Source organism: Microbacterium esteraromaticum (assembly GCF_014084045.1).
Lineage (GTDB): Bacteria > Actinomycetota > Actinomycetes > Actinomycetales > Microbacteriaceae > Microbacterium > Microbacterium esteraromaticum_D.
The window spans coordinates 725,993-742,799 of sequence record NZ_CP043732.1 but is presented as its reverse complement, the minus strand read 5'-3'; the positions used below and the strand labels follow the sequence as shown (position 1 = coordinate 742,799).

The following is a 16,807-nucleotide window of genomic DNA, read 5'->3' as shown; positions in this document are numbered from 1 at the left end:
GGGGCGAGGCAGTCGCGCGGCGGGGGCTTTCGAGCGGCGGAGGGCGCCGTGTTTCGCCCGTGACAAGAATCCTTATTCTTGAGGCGTCATCTGGCTGCGGTGCGTGCAATTCCTTCGAACGGCTCAGTAACCTGAGCGAACCGGCGAGGACGCCGGATGGGAAGGATCGCGATGACGCAGATCGGAATCGTGCAGGAGCAGCCGGACGAGGCGCGGGTCGCCGCGACTCCGGCGACCGTGCAGACGTTGATGAAGCTCGGCCACGAGGTGGTCGTCGAACAGGGAGCCGGAGCGCGCTCGTCATACCCCGACGAGGAGTACACGCGCGCGGGCGCGCGCATCGTGCCGCCCGACGAGGCGTGGGCGAGCGAGGTGGTGCTGAAGGTGAACCCGCCCACGGATGCCGAGATCGCCCGCCTCGCCGACGGTGCGACCCTCATCGGTCTGCTCGCGCCCGCCCTGCGGCCTGAGCTCGTCGAATCGCTGGCGCAGAGGGGCATCACCGCCCTCGCGCTGGACGCCGTGCCGCGCATCTCCCGCGCGCAGTCGATGGATGTGCTCAGCTCTATGGCGAACATCGCCGGCTACCGTGCCGTCGTTGAGGCAGCGCACGAGTTCGGCCGGTTCTTCACAGGTCAGGTCACCGCTGCGGGCAAGGTGCCCCCGGCGAAGGTGCTGGTCGCCGGGGCGGGCGTCGCCGGCCTCGCCGCGATCGGCGCCGCGTCGAGTCTCGGTGCCATCGTGCGCGCGACCGACCCGCGTCCCGAGGTCGCCGACCAGGTCACCTCGATCGGCGGCACCTATCTCGCCGTCGACGTGCAGGTCGAGAAGTCGACCGACGGCTACGCCAAGGCGACCAGCGCCGACTACGACCGGCGTGCCGCCGAGATCTACACCGAGCAGGCGGCCGATGTCGACATCGTCATCACCACCGCACTGATCCCGGGACGCGCAGCGCCCCGGCTGATCACCGCATCCGATGTCGCTCTCATGAAGCCGGGCAGCGTGATCGTCGACATGGCGGCGGCGCAGGGCGGCAACGTCGAGGGCTCTGTCGCAGGCGAGCGGATCGTGACGGACAACGGCGTGATCATCCTCGGATACACCGACCTCGCGTCGCGGCTGGCGACACAGGCATCCCAGCTCTACGGCACCAACGTCGCCAACCTCGTCGCTCTCCTCACGCCGAACAAGGACGGCGCCCTGACGATCGACTTCGATGATGTCGTGCAGCGCTCGGTCACCGTCGTGCGCGACGGCGAGGTCACCTGGCCGCCGCCGCCGGTTCAGGTGGCTGCCGCCCCGGCGGCATCCGCCCCGAAGGCCGAGCCCGCGCCGATCCCCGAGAAGAAGTCGATGTCGGCGGCGAAGAAGGCCGGTCTCATCGTCGCAGGCATCGCCGCGCTGTTCCTCGTGAACGCGTTCGCTCCCGCTCCGCTGCCGCAGCACTTCACGGTGCTGATGCTCTCGGTCGTCATCGGCTTCTACGTGATCGGCAAGGTGCACCACGCGCTGCACACGCCGCTCATGTCGGTCACGAACGCCATCTCGGGCGTGATCATCGTCGGAGCCATGCTGCAGATCACCGACGCGAACCCCCTCGTGCAGGCGATCGCCGCCGTCGCCGTGCTGCTCGCCAGCATCAACATCTTCGGAGGCTTCGCGGTGACCAGACGAATGCTCAGCATGTTCACGCTCGGCGGGCCCCGCGCATCGGCGAAGGGCGGCAGCAAGTGACCGTCGACGCCTTTGCCGCTGCCGCGTACATCGTCGCGGCCCTGCTGTTCATCCTCAGCCTCGCCGGACTCAGCCGTCACGAATCCGCCCGAGCCGGTGTGATCTACGGCATCGCAGGAATGGCCATCGCGCTCGGCGCGACCCTCGCCCTCACCATCGCGGATGCCTGGGGAACCACCGGCGCGACCCTCGGCCTCAGCCTGCTCGGCGGGGGAGTGCTTATCGGCGCGGCCATCGGCCTGTGGCGCGCGAAGGTCGTGCAGATGACCGAGATGCCCGAGCTGATCGCGCTGCTGCACAGTTTCGTCGGCCTGGCGGCCGTGCTCGTGGGCTGGAACGGCCACCTCGCGCACGCGCCGATCCCCGCCCAGCTGGTCGACATCCACAACGCCGAGGTGTTCATCGGCATCTTCATCGGCGGCGTCACCTTCACGGGATCGATCGTCGCGTACCTGAAGCTGTCGGCGAAGATGTCGTCGCGCCCGCTCATGCTCCCTGGTAAGAACGTGCTGAACGTCGGGGCGCTGGTGGCCTTCCTCGCGCTCACGGTGTGGTTCGTGGTGGATCAGCAGCTCTGGCTGCTCGTCGCCGTCACGGTGCTGGCGTTCGCACTCGGCTGGCACCTGGTGGCATCCATCGGCGGCGGAGACATGCCGGTGGTCGTCTCGATGCTCAACAGCTACTCCGGATGGGCGGCCGCCGCCGCGGGCCTCCTGCTGAACAACGACCTGCTCATCGTCACCGGTGCACTGGTCGGATCGTCGGGTGCCTACCTGTCGTACATCATGTGCAGGGCGATGAACCGGTCGTTCCTGTCGGTGATCGCCGGAGGCTTCGGCATCGTGGCGTCCGCCTCGTCGGATGACGAGTACGGCGAGCACCGCGAGATCACCGCAGACGCAGCGGCGTCGATGCTCTCATCGGCGTCCAGCGTCGTGATCACCCCCGGGTACGGCATGGCCGTAGCCCAGGCGCAGTATCCGGTCGCCGACCTTGTCGCCAAGCTGCGCGAGCGCGGCGTGGAGGTGCGCTTCGGCATCCATCCCGTCGCGGGGCGCCTTCCCGGGCATATGAACGTGCTGCTGGCCGAGGCGAAGGTGCCGTACGACATCGTGCTCGGCATGGACGAGATCAACGACGACCTGGCGTCGACCAGCGTCGTGCTCGTGATCGGCGCGAACGACACGGTCAATCCCGCCGCCGCGGAGGACCCTGGTAGCCCGATCGCCGGGATGCCGGTGCTGCGCGTCTGGGAGGCCGAGAACGTCATCGTGTTCAAGCGCTCGATGGCCGCGGGCTACGCAGGGGTGCAGAACCCGCTGTTCTTCCGCGACAACGCGCAGATGCTGTTCGGCGATGCGAAGGAGCGGGTGGAGGACATCATCCGGGCCCTCTGATCCGCGACGAGCGGGTCTGCCCGGCATCCGGATGCCCGATTCGCCGACACCCCGTGAAACGCCGACACCCCGTGCTGTGGATGTCCACAGCACGGGGTGTCGGCGATAAGACGGGGTGTCGGCGCGGGTCAGGCGCGGACGAAGCGCACCTCGGTGAGCGTCTCACCCAGGAACGGCTCGGTGTGGGTCGCGCCGTCGAGCGCGAACCCGTTGCGCGTGTAGAACCGGTGCGCCCGGGGGTTGTCGTCGGCGACCCACAGGTAGAGCGGCTCGTCCTGCTCGACGGCGGCGTCGAACAGCTTCTGGCCGATGCCCGTGCCGTGGTGAGAGTCGAGGAGATAGATGAAGTAGAGCTCGCGCAGCGCCGGGGCGTCCTTGTCGCGAGCGGGGCCCGAGCCCACGAAGCCGACGATCTCACCGTCGACCAGTGCAGCGCTCATCTTGAACTCCGGGCCCTGAGCGGCCCAGTGGGTCCACAGCTCGGCCATCCGGCGCGGCGAGATCTTCTCGAGCGCGGCCTTGCTGATCAGGTGGTCGTAGGTCTCGTGCCAGCACTGCGCGTGCACGCGGCCCAGGGCTTCCGCATCGACATCGCGGACGGGTCGGACGATGATCTCGGTATGGGCTTCGGTGCTCATGTTCGTGACTCTACGCGCCGCTGTCGCGGAGGTGAAATCGACCGGTGACACACGGGTGTGTATGTGGTGATCGACCAACGAAGTTGGGGGTTTCGTCGTGGATCACTACTATCGCCCCTTGTGAATGTGATCTGGCGCACCCTCCTCGTCATCCTGCAGGCCCGGCAGCGCACCCGCCGCGGCGACGCTCTCGATCCGTCGGCCGTCAGCCGTATCCGTCTCACCACACTGCCCACAGATCTCGACATCCTGCGGCACATGAACAACGGCCGCTACCTCTCGCTGTTCGACCTCGGTCGCTGGGATCTGCTGATCCGCACAGGGCTCTTCGACGCCATGAAGGACCGCGGCTGGTACGCGGTCGTCTCGAGCGAGACCGTCACCTTCCGCAAGTCGCTGCAGCTCTGGCAGCGCTTCGACGTCGAGTCGCGCTTCGTCGGTCACGATGACAAGGCGGTGTTCCTCGAGCACCGGGCTGTGGTCGACGGCGAGGTGTATGCGCGAGTGATCGTGAGGTCGCGGATGCTGCGCCGCAGCGGCGGCACGGTCAGCAACGAAGAGCTGTTCGCCGCAGTCGGAAAGCCCGCCGGGCTGCCCGAGGTCGAGCCGTGGATCCACGACTGGGCCTCCGCCTCGGCCCTGCCGTCGACGAAGAAGCCCGCGCCCAGCGTCTGGCGCTGACGCAGGAGCAGCCGCACGGTAATCTGAGCGCGTGGGGGAGATGCTCAAGGCGACCGGGCGCGTGCTCTGGCGACACTGGCCGGCGCTGCTGGCGTGGTACCTCGCGGGTGTGGTGGCCCGCTACTGGCTGATCGCCCTCGCAGGCTTCGTCGGGGCCTACACCTCTGTCGGAGGGCTGATGATCCTCCCCGTCGCTGTGCTGTGCCGCCTGATCAGTCTGGTCGGCATGCTGCTCGTCCTGCGGGACGGGCTGCGCTCGCTGCAGGCCGTCGCGCCGCTGCCCGACTCGGCGGCGGATCGCCGACGGACCTTCATGACTGCACTTCTGGCGAGCATCCTCCCGTTCTTCGCGATCTACACGGCACAAGGTCTGCTCGGCAGCGATGTGCAGGCCTACACGCTGCGCGCGCTCGAGAAGAACAAGGAAGAGATCGGAGCGACCCTCGGCACGGAGCGCACGTTCGATCCCGGCGACAACATCACCGAGCTCTCCTTCAACGCGTGGACGATCGCGATCATCGTCCTGGCCTTCGCGGCTCGGTGGGCGTGGGGTCGGTGGTCGGCGAAGGCGCCCAAGGCCCTCGCCCTTCTCGCGGTCTACTGCGAGGTCGTATGGGTGTTCTTCTCGCTGCTGCTCATCAAGGACGCCGTCGACACGGCGACATCCTGGGTCGACACGCGCGTGGCGCTGGTGTGGGTCGCGGATGCCAGGGAGGCAGTCAAGGGCTGGCTCGCGCCCTTCGTCTGGATCGGCGACGGGATCGGATGGCTCCTCGGGCAGGCGGGCCCCGTGCTGCTGGAGCCGATCTCGTGGCTCACGGTCGCGGGAGTCGTCTACGGCCAGGCGATCGTCGCTGAGAAGCTGCAGATCCAGCACAAGCTCGTCGCCGAGGTTCGCGAGCGCATCGCCAAGGTGCCGAACCCGCTGATGCGTCGTCTGCGCGACCTGGGTACCGAGCTCGCATCGCGTGTGATCCCGATCTGGCGCGCCGTGCTTCTGATGTGGCGGGCGGGGCCTGTGATGATCACCTCGTACGCGCTGCTGTACACGGCGGTCGTCGTGGGCGGGTCGTGGCTGACCTATGGGATCGGCCGCGCGTTCGGGCCCAACGACCTCTACGACTTCTGGACCGTGTACTGGCCCGTGATCTTCCTGATCCCCTCGCTGATCATCGAGCCGATACGGATGGCGCTGATCGCGGGTGCCTACGACACGACCTTCGGGATGCTGCGCCGCGCGCAGGATGCCAGGACGGATGCCGACGCGCCCACCACCGTGGAGGAGGCCGACGTCGCGGCCATCACCGCTGCCGCCGGTGCGCTGCCCACGGCGTCGCCCCGGATGTCCGAGCCGACGCCTGCGGACCCGGCTCCCGCGGCCGCGCTCTGACGGCCACCCATCAAGGGTCGACGCTGAACCTGACGAAGCGCGACTCGGCGTGGTCCGGCTCGATCTCCAGCCAGTACGGCCCCTTCGCGTCATCGGGCACGACGTACGGGAGCACCAGCTGGTACGGCTCCGCAGTCTCGCCTTCGAGCGTCGGCACGCAGTCCTCAGGCTCCTCCTGATCCCACAGAAGCCCGATCTGACCGCGGACCGACTGCCACGCGCGGCCCGTGCTCTGCTCGATCAGCTGCGGCGCCCAGCAGGTCGGGCCCTTCTCGCCGAGGGGGGTGACCTGCACGGTGACACCGATCAGGGTCGCATCGTCCGGCATCGTCAGGCCCGATGTGTCGGTGAGGACCTTCGCGCGGACGGGGCCCCATACGGCCCCCTCCAGTTCCACCGTGCCGGACTTGCCCGGCTCGACGGCCCACAACGGCCTTCCGGAATCGGGGTAGGCGTATTTCCACTCCCACCACGCCGTCCCGCCGACTGCTGCCGGCAGCAGCACCGCGAGCGCGCACAGTGCCACGGCGTTGCCACGCCACCACCCTCGTCGTTCCGCCATCACTCGGCCCATCCGATCTCGTCGAGCAGGACTTCCGGCTCGACCGCGATGTCATCGAGGTCGAGGACGATCTCGATGATGCCGTCGGCCGCGTAGTCGTAGTTCTCGGCGAACACGAGGGTCGCCTGTCCCTTCAGCGCGTCCTCCGGCAGCTCGAAGGCGAGACTGCCGTGCTGCGGCACACCGGTCACCAGCGGAAGCTGCCTCATCGAGGTTCCGCGCTCGGTCGCAGAGTAGGTTCGCTCTCCGATCCGGAGGTTGGTCACTCGCAGCGCCGCTCCGAACTGGTCCTGGGTGGAGGCTGCGTCGAGGTCGACGACGAGCCAGGTGCCCTCGGCCCGCCAGCTTCCGTCCGACACAGCTCGCGCCGCGTGCACGTCAGTGACCGTGACGGCGATGTTACGGGCCACGGCGTGCTCGCCGACCTCCGCGCGTGTGACGAAGGGGTCGTAGCGCGCGTCCTCATCCTTCTCCAACTGTGTCAGACCCCAGGTCGCCACGACGAGCGCGATCGAGAGCGCCCACGGGACCACCGTCTTCAGCAGCCGTCGGCGCAGGTCGGACCCGCCTCGCCGCGGCGGAGCCGCCTGCGCGCGGCGCTCCGCGCGCGAGGCAGGACCGCCCGAGGTGGAAGCCTTCGACGCAGGAGCAGGGATCGTCACGGCTCGACCACCTCCTCGTCCGCCGGAACGGCATCGACCGGAACGGTGACGTAGGCGCCCGTCTGAATGTCCGCCCAGTAGCTTCCGCGGGTGACGAAGCTTCCTTCGTACCGGGTGGAGTCGGGCAGGATGATGCGGATCTCGTCTCCCGGCGAGACGGCGTCCTCGTCGATCGTCCAGGCCAGGCGCACACGGGTGCGGACATCTGGCTGGAGGTACGACAGCACGCTGCCGTCATCGATGCGCTTCGCGTCGGAGCGCACGATCTCCACACCGTCGATGCGCACCGCGCTGAGCGTATGAGGCGCGAGAGCTATGCGCGGCTCCTCGAACAGGTTCGTCACCTCGAGCGTGACGATCAGGGTCTCTTCCCCTTCGTCGGGCACGACCCCGGCGCCGCGGACCTCGCCGCCGACCTCGGCCCCGAGCACGGCGATGTCGAGATCGGAGCCGACGAAGTGCTCGCCGGCCTCCAGCTCCTTCGGAACCGGCTCCGACGCGGGTTCCAGCCCGCCGAATGCGGCCGTCGCGCCGAGCAGCACGGCTCCGGCGCCCGTGATGATCCACCCCGTCGGGATGCGATCGGCCATCTTCCGCGCCCACGCCGCCGCGCGTGCTTCTGACGCGGCGCGCTTCGCGGCATCCGCCTCGTTGTCCTCCCCCACGAACACAGCATAGAACCCCGAGGTTCCGCGCCGTGCGCCGGATCGGTGCCTAGGCTGGACGCATGGCAGAGCAGTCGTCGTCGCCCGAGGATCGCCAGCTGGCTGATGGCGCCACGGCGCTCGCCCGGCGCTGGGTCGACGAGGCGGCCCACGCGCAGGTCGATCCGGCCGCACAGCGTCTCGCCGGCGTGCTGCATGACCCTAAGGGATTGCCCTTCACCCTCGGCTTCGTCGACGGCGTCATGCGCCCCGAGAGCGCAACGGCTGCGGCATCCAACCTGCATCGCGTCGCCCCGCTCGCTCCCGACTTCCTGCCCTGGTACCTGCGCGGTGTCGTGCGGCTCGGCGGCGGAGTCGCACCGGTCCTTCCGGTGCCGACGGTGCCGATCGCTCGCCGCGTGCTGCGGGAGATGGTCGGGCACCTCATCGTCGACGCGCGGCCCGAGAAGCTCGGCCCTGCGCTCGAGAAGCTGCGCACCGGTTCCGATGCGGGCGCGCGACTCAACCTCAATCTGCTGGGCGAGGCGGTGCTGGGTGGCGCCGAGGCACGCAGGCGCCTCGAGGGCATCCACGATCTGATCCGTTGTGACGACGTCGACTACGTGTCGGTGAAGGTCTCGGCGATCATCAGCCACATCTCGATGTGGGCGTTCGACGAGACCGTCGAACAGGTCGTCGACAGGCTGATGTCGCTGTACGTGACAGCCGCCGGGAACGGGACCTTCATCAACCTCGACATGGAGGAGTACCGCGATCTCGACCTCACGATCGCGGTGTTCACTCGACTGCTCGAAGATCCGCGGCTGAAGATGCTCGAGGCGGGCATCGTGCTGCAGACCTACCTGCCCGATGCGCTGCCCGCTCTGCGCGAGCTCACCGCCTGGGCGCGCGAACGGGTCGAGCACCGCGGTGCGCCGATCAAGATCCGGCTGGTCAAGGGCGCGAACCTCGCCATGGAGAAGGTCGACGCCGTGATGCACGGCTGGACCCAGGCCCCGTACAGCACCAAGCTCGACACAGACGCCAACTACCTGCGCTGCCTCGACTTCGCCTTCGACCCGCGGAATGCCGCCGCTGTGCGCATCGGAGTCGCTGGGCACAACCTCTTCGACATCGCCTACGCCTGGCTGCTCGCGGGTGAGCGCGGCGTGCGCGACGCGATCGAGTTCGAGATGCTGCTCGGCATGGCGCAGGGCCAGGTCGAGGCCGTCTCGCGCGAGGTCGGGCCCGTGCTGCTGTACGTGCCGGTCGTCGACCCGAAGGAGTTCGACGTCGCGATCAGCTATCTCGCGCGGCGGCTCGACGAGAACGCGTCATCGTCCAATTTCCTCTCGGCCGCCTTCCATCTCGCCGACGATCCGTCGCTGTTCGAGCGCGAGCGGCTGCGCTTCGTCGACTCGATCACGCGCTCGCGCGACCGCAGTCTGCTCACCGGGGCGCGGCGCAGGCAGAATCGGGCCGCCCCCGCACACGAGTCGACGCGCCCGATCGTGCAGCCCCAGAGCGTCGACGAGGAACTCACCGGCGTCGTGCTCGACATCGCGAGAGGGTCATCGCGCATCGACGAAGGCGTCGACGACCCGTTCCTGCAGACCGCCGTCTACGCCAGACAGGAGATCACGGCGGCGGACGGCGCACCCGGGTTCGAGAACACGCCGGACAGCGATCCGGCGCTGCCCGCCAACCGCGCCTGGGCGAAGGGCGTCTTCGCGCACATCGCCCGCGACCGCGGGCTCGGCATCGCGACCCTGCGCGCGTCGCGCATCGACGACGCCGCGCGGCTGGATGCTGCGATCGAGCGCGTTCGCGCCTCGGCATCCGCCTGGGGATCGCGACCCGCGGCAGAGCGGGCGCAGGTTCTGCAGCGCGCCGCAGCAGCCCTCGCCGCACGGCGCGGCGAGCTCATCGAGGTCGCCGCGGTCGAGACCGGCAAGGTGTTCGCCGAGGCTGACGTCGAGGTGAGCGAGGCGGTCGACATGGCGAAGTACTACGCCGCGACCTGCCGCGAGCTCGACGGGATCAGCGGCGCCGTCTTCGAGCCGGCGAAGGTGACGGTGGTGACTCCGCCGTGGAACTTCCCGCTCGCGATCCCGGCAGGGGGAGTGCTTGCCGCGCTCGCCGCCGGCTCCGGTGTCGTCTTCAAGCCGGCGCATCAGGCTCGCCGCTGCGCGGCCGTGATCGCAGAGGCGCTGTGGGAGGCCGGTGTCCCGCGCGACGTTCTCGCGCTCGTCGAGCTCGGTGAGCAGGAACTCGGCCGCCGTCTCATCACGCATCCCGCCGTCGACCGGGTCATCCTCACCGGATCGTGGGACACGGCGGCCCTGTTCCGCTCGTGGCGCCCCGACCTGTCGCTGCTCGCCGAGACCAGCGGCAAGAACGCGATCATCGTCACCCCCACCGCCGACATCGATCTCGCCGTCGCGGACCTCGTCAAGAGCGCGTTCGGACACGCAGGGCAGAAGTGCTCGGCGGCGTCGCTGGCGATCCTCGTCGGCCCGGTGGGGCATTCGAAGCGGTTCGTGCGTCAGCTGGTCGACGCCGTGCGGTCGCTGCGGGTCGCTTGGCCTTCGGATCCGACCGCGGAGATCGGACCGGTGATCGAGCGGCCGCAGGGCAAGCTGGCGTGGGCGCTCACGCAGCTCGAAGCAGACGAGAAGTGGCTGATCGAGCCTCGCTCGCTCGACGACAGCGGACGCCTGTGGACCCCTGGCGTGCGGGTGGGCGTGCAGCCCGGCTCTCGTGCGCACCTCGAGGAGTTCTTCGGTCCGATGCTGGGCATCATGCACGCACCGACCCTGAGCGCCGCGATCGACCTGCAGAACGCCGTCTCGTACGGACTCACCGCCGGTCTGCACACGCAGGACCCCGCCGATCTGGCGCCGTGGCTCGACGATGTGCAGGCGGGCAATCTCTATGTGAACCGGGGGATCACGGGCGCGATCGTGCAGCGCCAGCCTTTCGGCGGGTGGAAGCGCTCATCGGTGGGGCCGGGGGCCAAGGCGGGAGGTCCGAACTACCTCATCGGCCTCGGCACCTGGCGCTCGCGGCCACGGGGCAAGTCATCGAGCACGCTGCACCTGCGTGGGCTGGACGTGCGCATCGCGGCCCTCATCGAGGCGGCGCAGCCGTCGCTCGACTTCGATGGCTTCGAGTGGCTGCGCCAGTCGGCACTCGCCGACGCCGTCGCGTGGGATCGCGAGTTCGGTCAGGTGCGCGACGTGTCGCAGCTCGGCGTCGAGCGCAACCTGTTCCGCTACCGGCCCGTGCCCGTCGCGGTGCGAGCCACGGGAGACGCGCCTCTGCACGAGGTTCTGCGGGTCGTACTCGCCGGGATCCGCTCCGGCGCCGAGTTCATGCTCTCCGTGCCGGCAGGGCTGCCGGCCGGCATCCGAGGCGAGCTGGGTGACCTCGGCGTCGCGGTCGCCGTCGAGAGCGACACCGAGTGGATCGAGCGGATGCTGCACCGCGGCGACATCGTCGCGGATGGCGTCTCGGCGCCCGCCGTCGAGGAGAGGGTGCGTCTCGTCGGCGGCCGCGAGTCGGCGACCGCGCTGCACCGAACCCTCGCGGAGGCGCTGGACGGCGACCCCGACCTCGCGGTGTACGACGGCGAGGTCACCTCTGCCGGGCGGTTGGAGCTTCTGCCCTTCGTGCACGAGCAGGCCATCTCGATCACCGCGCACCGCTTCGGGAATCCCGACGACTGGAGCTCTGACGTCATCTGAGGCCCGATGTCATTGTAAAAAATTCTTGACATCATGATTCGGGCGGCCGTACTCTCCGTGTAAAGAATTTTTTACACGGAGGTGTGTGATGGTCTATCAGGAGCGTGTCGCGTGGGCGGGGCTCATCGGCACCGTCGTCTCGGTCTCCCTCTACCTCTTCCTGCTCTGGGGCTTCCGGGCGACACCCGTCGAGCAGACCGACTGGCTCTGGCCCATGCTGTGGGCGATCGGCGTCGGAATCGGGCTGAGCATCGTCATCAGCATCGTGTGGGGGATCATCGCCGGTCGCAAGGACCTCGCTGCGGCAACCGCGACTGACATCCGCGACCGCGACATCACCCGCATGGGCGGGCGCGTCGAGCACAGCTTCCTCGTCATCGCCGGTGTAGCCGTCATCTCGCTGTGCGCCTTCCGCAGCGATCCGTTCTGGATCGCTCAGACGATGTACGCGGGATTCGCCGTCTCGGCGTTCATCGGCGGCATCGCCCGCGTGATCGCCTACCGACGCGGGCTCGTGTGATGGTCAAGCCGACCCTTGTCACCAACACGATCCGGGCGCAGCGGGAGGAGGCCGGGATGACACAGGCTGACCTCGCCGCGCGCATCGGCGTCACCAGGCAGACCCTCATCGCCATCGAGCAGGGGCGCTACTCGCCGACTCTCGAGCTCGCGTTCCAGATCGCCCGCGCCTTCGGCGTCGGCATCGACGATCTCTTCCAGTACCCGGAGGCATGACATGACCGAATCGATGCGCGCGTGGGAGCAGACCGAATACGGCCCGGCGTCTGGCGTCCGTCTCGCCGAGCGCCCCATCCCCGGGCCCGGCAGCGGTGAGGTGCTGCTGCGCGTGCGGGCCACCGCGCTCAACGCCGGCGACGTGCGGATCATGCTCGGCGACCCTCTGCTGGTGCGGCCCGTGTTCGGCATCCGCCGTCCGCGCGATCCCGTTCGCGGCATGGACGTCGCAGGAACGGTCATCGCGAAGGGAGCGGACGTGGACGGCGTGGACATCGGCGACGAGGTCGTCGTCGAGCTGCCGGGCGGGGGAGGGCTCGCCGAGTACGCCGTCGCTCCCGCCGCGCGGCTCGCGCAGCGGCCTCAGAACGTGTCTCCGACGGATGCGGCGACCCTCCCCATCGCGGCGGGCACGGCCTGGCAGGCTCTCGAGGCGGCGGGGACCGACGACGGGCATCGCGTGCTGATCCTCGGTGCCTCGGGCGGTGTCGGCACCTTCGCGGTGCAGCTCGCCGCGCTGCGAGGAGCGCAGGTGGACGCCACGTGCAGCACGCGCAACCGCGCCGTGATCGAAGGCCTCGGCGCGACCGCGATCGACCGCGGCATCCCACCGGCGTGGCTGCCCGCCGACACCTACGACGCCGTGATCGAGATCGCGAGCGGGGCGCCGCTGCGCGACCTGCGGCGCCTGGTGCACGAGGGCGGATCGGTCGTGCTCGTCGGAGGCGACGGCGGTCGAGTGCTCGGACCCGTGCCCCGGATGCTGAGGGCTGCGCTGCTCTCGATCGGATCGCGCCGTCGCATCCGGTCTCTCGCCGCCAAGGCCGAGCCGGAGATCCTCGCGCGACTGCTCGAGCTCGTCGCTGACGGGCGGGTGAACCCGCTGATCGAGCGTGAGTACGCATTCGAGGACGCCGGCGACGCCATCGCCCACGTCGCAGGTGGGCACACGGTGGGCAAGGTCGTCGTGCGCGTCTCGGAGTGACGTGCCGCGCCTCTCCGTGGCGGATCGAGTGCGTGCCGTCATGTGGAAAACGATTGCCCGACCGCTGCGCCCCGTGATTGGATCGAAGCTCCGGGTGCAGACCGGAGCACTGACATATGCGGCTTCCGGCGCACCACATCGGTTCGAAGGAGAACTCCCCATGAAAAGCACTCCATTCCGATCGACCGCCCGTCTGAGCACGAAGGTCGGCTGCGCGCTGGCCGGCTCGGTTCTGGTTCTGGCGATGAGCGCATCCCCTGCGCTCGCCGTCGGCGAGGGCCCGAACTACAACGGGAATGAGACGATCAACACGTCTATCCTGCACACCTACGACTCGATGGTCAGCGAGCTCAAGGCCCAGGACGCCAAGCAGTCCGCCCTCGAGCTCGAGGTCATCGGCCAGTCGGTGAAGGGCCGCGACCTGTACCTGGCGAAGTACCTGTCCGACCCGGCCAACCCCACGATCCTGTTCCTCACCCAGCAGCACGGCAACGAGCAGCTCACCACGGAGGGCGCGCTCGAGGTCATCAAGCACCTGGGCACCGGGCGCATGAAGGGCGTACTCGAGAACATCAACATCCTCGTGCTGCCGATGCTCAATCCCGACGGGGCCATGGGCGACGTCGACTTCCCGCTCGACGACTACCTCGCAGCCGGCGACCGCCACCTGACCAGGTACAACGCGAACAACGTCGACATCAACCGCGACCACGTGGCCAAGACGCAGCCTGAGATCCAGGCGCTGCACGGCAGCGTGCTGACGAAGTACGACATCGACTACATGATCGACCTGCACCACCAGGGCACGCAGTCGCGCATCGACGGCAAGCTCGTGTCGGGCTCGATCCTGTATCCGACGACTCCAGACGTCGCCCCGGATGTGCTCGAAGGATCGAAGCGCCTCGGCGCCATCGTCTACCAGAACGTCGACGCGACGGGCTGGGGCCACCTCGGCAAGTACGTCGGCGGCACCGCCAACACGATCGCCCGCAACGGCATCGCGGCCGAGTACGGCATCTCCACCCTGCTGTTCGAGATGCGCGGCATGAGCGACCATGAGAACGCCGGCGCGGTGCTCGGGCAGAAGTCGAACGGGTACCTGCGCCAGCAGACCGTCCTCACCCTCGAGAGCACGATCCGAGCCGTCGCCGACGGCTCGATCGACACCGCGGACATCTCGTTCTGGGACACGCTGTCCGAGCAGCGCTCGGGTCCCGCCGAGGACGAGTGATCGGATGACGAGGCGGGCCCCGGCGCACACACCCCGTGCGCGCCGGGGCCCGTCGGCATCCGGATGCCCTCGGCGCCGTCCGCCCGGATCATCGGGGCGCTCGGGTGGCGATCCGGGCATCCGGATGCGAAAATGTCAGAGGCGTGCCTGTGTCGCATCTTCCCCGCGGTCCGCATCGGAGCGGCGGGTCGAACTTCCGTCAGGCCCCTGGACAGCGTCCGCCGCACCTTCTCGAGGAGCACCCATGTCCACGCCTGAGACCGCATCGGCAGTCGCCGACGCGACCCGCACCGCCCACCATCGCCGCTACCTGATGTGCCGACCAGAGCACTTCACGGTCAGCTACAAGATCAACCCGTGGATGGAGCCGGCCAAGCCGACCGACACGGCCAAGGCCGTCGCTCAGTGGCAGAAGCTGCACGACCTCTACCTCGAGCTCGGTCACGAGGTCGAGCTCATCGAACCGCTCGCGGGCTACCCCGACATGGTCTACACCGCCAACGGCGGGTTCGTCATCGGCGGCCGCGCCTACGTGCCCGAGTTCTACTTCGAGCAGCGCCGGGGCGAGTCCCCCGCATTCGCGGAGTGGTTCCGGGCCAACGGCTTCGACACCGTCATGCCGCAGGAGGTCAACGAGGGCGAAGGCGACTTCCTGCTCGTCGGCGATGTGATCCTGGCCGGCACCGGTTTCCGATCCGCCGGCGACAGCCACCGCGAGGTGGGCGATGTCTTCGGCCGTGAGGTCGTCACCCTCAACCTCGTCGACCCGCGCTTCTACCACCTCGACACCGCCCTCACGGTGCTCGACCCTGTGCAGGGCGTCGAGAACGGCGGACCTGAGCGAGCCAACATCGCCTACCTTCCCGGCGCGTTCGACGACGCCAGCCGTGCCATCCTCGAAGAGCGCTTCCCCGACGCGATCCTCGTCAGCGACGAGGACGGCGCCGTGTTCGGGCTGAACTCGGCGAGCGACGGCTACAACGTGATCATCTCGCCGCGCGCGAAGGGCTTCGAGAAGCAGCTGCGCGAGCGCGGCTACAACCCGATCACCGTCGACCTCTCCGAGCTGCTGCTCGGCGGCGGCGGGATCAAGTGCTGCACGCTCGAGCTCCGCGGAGCATGATGTCGACCGCGGCGCAGGGATCCTCCGCCGAGCCTCACGTCGCCGAGAACTACCACCCGCTGCCCGTGGTCCTCGCCGAGGGCGAGGGCGTGTGGGTGACGGATGCCGACGGCAAGCGCTACCTCGACCTTCTGGCCGCGTACTCGGCGGTGAACTTCGGCCACCGGCATCCGGCGATCGTCGACGCGCTCGTCACGCAGCTCGGCCGGATCACGCTCACCAGCCGCGCGTTCATGAACGACCAGCTGGAGCCCTTCGCCGCAGCGCTCGCGACGCTGTGCGGCAAAGAGCTCGTGCTGCCGATGAACACCGGCGCCGAGGCCGTCGAGACGGGCATCAAGGTCGCCCGCGCCTGGGGCTACCGGGTCAAGGGAATCGCCGAGGGCAGGGCTCGCATCATCGTCGCGGCCGGCAACTTCCACGGTCGCACGACGACGATCGTCAGCTTCAGCGACGATCCCGAGGCGCGCGACGACTTCGGTCCGTACACCCCCGGCTTCGACACCGTGCCGTACGGAGACGCGGATGCGATCGCCGCGGCTATCACCGACGACACCGCCGCGGTGCTGATCGAGCCGATCCAGGGCGAGGGCGGGGTCATCATCCCGCCCGAGGGGTACCTGCGCCGCGTGCGCGAGATCTGCGACGAGAAGAACGTGCTGTTCGTCGCCGACGAGATCCAGTCGGGCCTGGGCAGGGTCGGCGAGACCTTCGCGTGCGATCGCGAGGGTGTCGTGCCCGACCTGTACCTGCTCGGCAAGGCGCTCGGCGGGGGCATCCTGCCTGTCTCGGCCGTCGTCGGCGACCGTGACGTGCTCGGTGTGATCCGCCCGGGTGAGCACGGCTCGACGTTCGGCGGCAACCCTCTCGCCGCCGCCGTCGGCACGAAGGTCGTCGAGATGCTCTCGACCGGCGAGTTCCAGGAGCGCGCGCGTCAGCTGGGCGCGCACCTGTCGTCGGCGCTAGAACCGCTCATCGGCTATGGGGTCACCGCGGTGCGCATCGCCGGCCTGTGGGCGGGTGTCGACATCGATCCCTCGTACGGCACAGGACGCGAGACGGCCGAGCGGCTCCGCGAGCGCGGCGTGCTCGTCAAGGACACGCACGGTCAGACGATCCGCATCGCCCCGCCGCTGGTGATCCGCGCGACCGAGCTCGACTGGGCCGTAGAGCAGCTGCGCCTCGTGCTCGAGTCCTAACCCCGCCCCGCCGCCCGCCGCCCGCTTGCCCGCTTCCCGCGAGACGTACCTTCCCGCACGAGACAGAGCCTCCGACG

General features: G+C 69.0%; 15 protein-coding genes. 11 read left to right on the top strand and 4 right to left on the bottom strand.

Translation table 11 applies throughout. From position 1 onward, the window contains the following. Positions 1–171 precede the first annotated feature (171 nt). Together FVO59_RS03625 and pntB are read left to right on the top strand one after the other, a co-directional pair. Positions 172–1,737 (top strand): Re/Si-specific NAD(P)(+) transhydrogenase subunit alpha, encoded by a 1,566-nt coding sequence (locus FVO59_RS03625; protein ID WP_182254747.1) that lies wholly within the window; start codon positions 172–174, stop codon positions 1,735–1,737. Next, positions 1,734–3,134 (top strand): Re/Si-specific NAD(P)(+) transhydrogenase subunit beta, encoded by a 1,401-nt coding sequence (gene pntB, locus FVO59_RS03620; protein WP_182254745.1) that lies wholly within the window; start codon positions 1,734–1,736, stop codon positions 3,132–3,134. The genes FVO59_RS03625 and pntB overlap by 4 nt, the downstream gene beginning before the upstream one ends. Positions 3,135–3,262: 128 nt before the next feature. Here pntB and FVO59_RS03615 read toward each other — a convergent pair whose 3' ends face one another. Continuing rightward, positions 3,263–3,772, bottom strand: coding sequence for a GNAT family N-acetyltransferase (locus FVO59_RS03615; RefSeq protein ID WP_182254736.1), 510 nt, complete (start codon positions 3,770–3,772; stop codon positions 3,263–3,265). A 120-nt stretch (positions 3,773–3,892) separates the two neighbouring features. On the opposite strand from FVO59_RS03615, the gene FVO59_RS03610 reads away from it, so the two are divergent. Together FVO59_RS03610 and FVO59_RS03605 are read left to right on the top strand one after the other, a co-directional pair. Beyond that, positions 3,893–4,453, top strand: coding sequence for an acyl-CoA thioesterase (locus FVO59_RS03610; RefSeq protein ID WP_182254734.1), 561 nt, complete (start codon positions 3,893–3,895; stop codon positions 4,451–4,453). Between the two features lie 31 nt (positions 4,454–4,484). Beyond that, positions 4,485–5,843 (top strand): hypothetical protein, encoded by a 1,359-nt coding sequence (locus FVO59_RS03605; protein ID WP_182254732.1) that lies wholly within the window; start codon positions 4,485–4,487, stop codon positions 5,841–5,843. A gap of 10 nt (positions 5,844–5,853) precedes the next feature. Here FVO59_RS03605 and FVO59_RS03600 read toward each other — a convergent pair whose 3' ends face one another. The 3 genes from FVO59_RS03600 to FVO59_RS03590 are packed head-to-tail and all read right to left on the bottom strand — an operon-like array spanning position 5,854 to position 7,732. After that, positions 5,854–6,405 carry a hypothetical protein gene (locus FVO59_RS03600; protein ID WP_182254730.1) on the bottom strand — a complete coding sequence of 184 codons (552 nt, stop codon included), beginning with the start codon at positions 6,403–6,405 and terminating at the stop codon, positions 5,854–5,856. Next, the gene (locus tag FVO59_RS03595; protein ID WP_182254728.1) at positions 6,405–7,067 is read right to left on the bottom strand and encodes a DUF4352 domain-containing protein; all 663 of its coding nucleotides are present in this window, start codon (positions 7,065–7,067) and stop codon (positions 6,405–6,407) included. Before FVO59_RS03595 ends, FVO59_RS03600 begins: the two co-directional genes overlap by 1 nt. Beyond that, on the bottom strand, positions 7,064–7,732 hold the full coding sequence (locus FVO59_RS03590; RefSeq protein WP_182254726.1) for a hypothetical protein: 669 nt from the start codon (positions 7,730–7,732) through the stop codon (positions 7,064–7,066). Before FVO59_RS03590 ends, FVO59_RS03595 begins: the two co-directional genes overlap by 4 nt. 62 nt (positions 7,733–7,794) lie before the next feature. Between FVO59_RS03590 and FVO59_RS03585 the strand changes: the two genes are divergently transcribed. From FVO59_RS03585 to rocD, 7 genes are all read left to right on the top strand, one after another. Then, the gene (locus FVO59_RS03585; protein WP_182254724.1) at positions 7,795–11,457 is read left to right on the top strand and encodes a proline dehydrogenase family protein; all 3,663 of its coding nucleotides are present in this window, start codon (positions 7,795–7,797) and stop codon (positions 11,455–11,457) included. Between the two features lie 88 nt (positions 11,458–11,545). Further along, positions 11,546–11,977: a hypothetical protein gene (locus FVO59_RS03580; protein WP_182254722.1), complete on the top strand. Its 432-nt coding sequence runs from the start codon at positions 11,546–11,548 to the stop codon at positions 11,975–11,977. Continuing rightward, positions 11,977–12,192 (top strand): helix-turn-helix transcriptional regulator, encoded by a 216-nt coding sequence (locus FVO59_RS03575; RefSeq protein ID WP_182254720.1) that lies wholly within the window; start codon positions 11,977–11,979, stop codon positions 12,190–12,192. Before FVO59_RS03580 ends, FVO59_RS03575 begins: the two co-directional genes overlap by 1 nt. 1 nt (position 12,193) lies before the next feature. After that, positions 12,194–13,177, top strand: a complete 984-nt coding sequence (locus FVO59_RS03570; RefSeq protein WP_182254719.1) for an NAD(P)-dependent alcohol dehydrogenase — start codon at positions 12,194–12,196, stop codon at positions 13,175–13,177. A gap of 160 nt (positions 13,178–13,337) precedes the next feature. Beyond that, a complete protein-coding gene (locus FVO59_RS03565) occupies positions 13,338–14,408 on the top strand; it encodes a M14 family zinc carboxypeptidase (RefSeq protein ID WP_182254717.1) in 1,071 nt (356 codons plus the stop codon). Between the two features lie 244 nt (positions 14,409–14,652). Continuing rightward, a complete protein-coding gene (gene ddaH / locus FVO59_RS03560; RefSeq protein ID WP_182254715.1) occupies positions 14,653–15,531 on the top strand; it encodes a dimethylargininase in 879 nt (292 codons plus the stop codon). After that, positions 15,528–16,730 (top strand): ornithine--oxo-acid transaminase, encoded by a 1,203-nt coding sequence (gene rocD, locus FVO59_RS03555; RefSeq protein WP_182254713.1) that lies wholly within the window; start codon positions 15,528–15,530, stop codon positions 16,728–16,730. Before ddaH ends, rocD begins: the two co-directional genes overlap by 4 nt. Positions 16,731–16,807: the final 77 nt, after the last annotated feature.

What these genes read in the sequence shown, in the direction of transcription:
- rocD (WP_182254713.1), top strand. Translation starts at nt 15,528, where the DNA reads ATGATGTCGACCGCGGCGCAGGGATCCTCCGCCGAGCCTCACGTCGCC.
- FVO59_RS03585 (WP_182254724.1), top strand. Translation starts at nt 7,795, where the DNA reads ATGGCAGAGCAGTCGTCGTCGCCCGAGGATCGCCAGCTGGCTGATGGC.
- FVO59_RS03565 (WP_182254717.1), top strand. Translation starts at nt 13,338, where the DNA reads ATGAAAAGCACTCCATTCCGATCGACCGCCCGTCTGAGCACGAAGGTC.
- FVO59_RS03625 (WP_182254747.1), top strand. Translation starts at nt 172, where the DNA reads ATGACGCAGATCGGAATCGTGCAGGAGCAGCCGGACGAGGCGCGGGTC.
- FVO59_RS03600 (WP_182254730.1), bottom strand. Translation starts at nt 6,405, where the DNA reads ATGGCGGAACGACGAGGGTGGTGGCGTGGCAACGCCGTGGCACTGTGC.
- FVO59_RS03615 (WP_182254736.1), bottom strand. Translation starts at nt 3,772, where the DNA reads ATGAGCACCGAAGCCCATACCGAGATCATCGTCCGACCCGTCCGCGAT.
- ddaH (WP_182254715.1), top strand. Translation starts at nt 14,653, where the DNA reads ATGTCCACGCCTGAGACCGCATCGGCAGTCGCCGACGCGACCCGCACC.
- FVO59_RS03570 (WP_182254719.1), top strand. Translation starts at nt 12,194, where the DNA reads ATGACCGAATCGATGCGCGCGTGGGAGCAGACCGAATACGGCCCGGCG.
- FVO59_RS03580 (WP_182254722.1), top strand. Translation starts at nt 11,546, where the DNA reads ATGGTCTATCAGGAGCGTGTCGCGTGGGCGGGGCTCATCGGCACCGTC.
- FVO59_RS03575 (WP_182254720.1), top strand. Translation starts at nt 11,977, where the DNA reads ATGGTCAAGCCGACCCTTGTCACCAACACGATCCGGGCGCAGCGGGAG.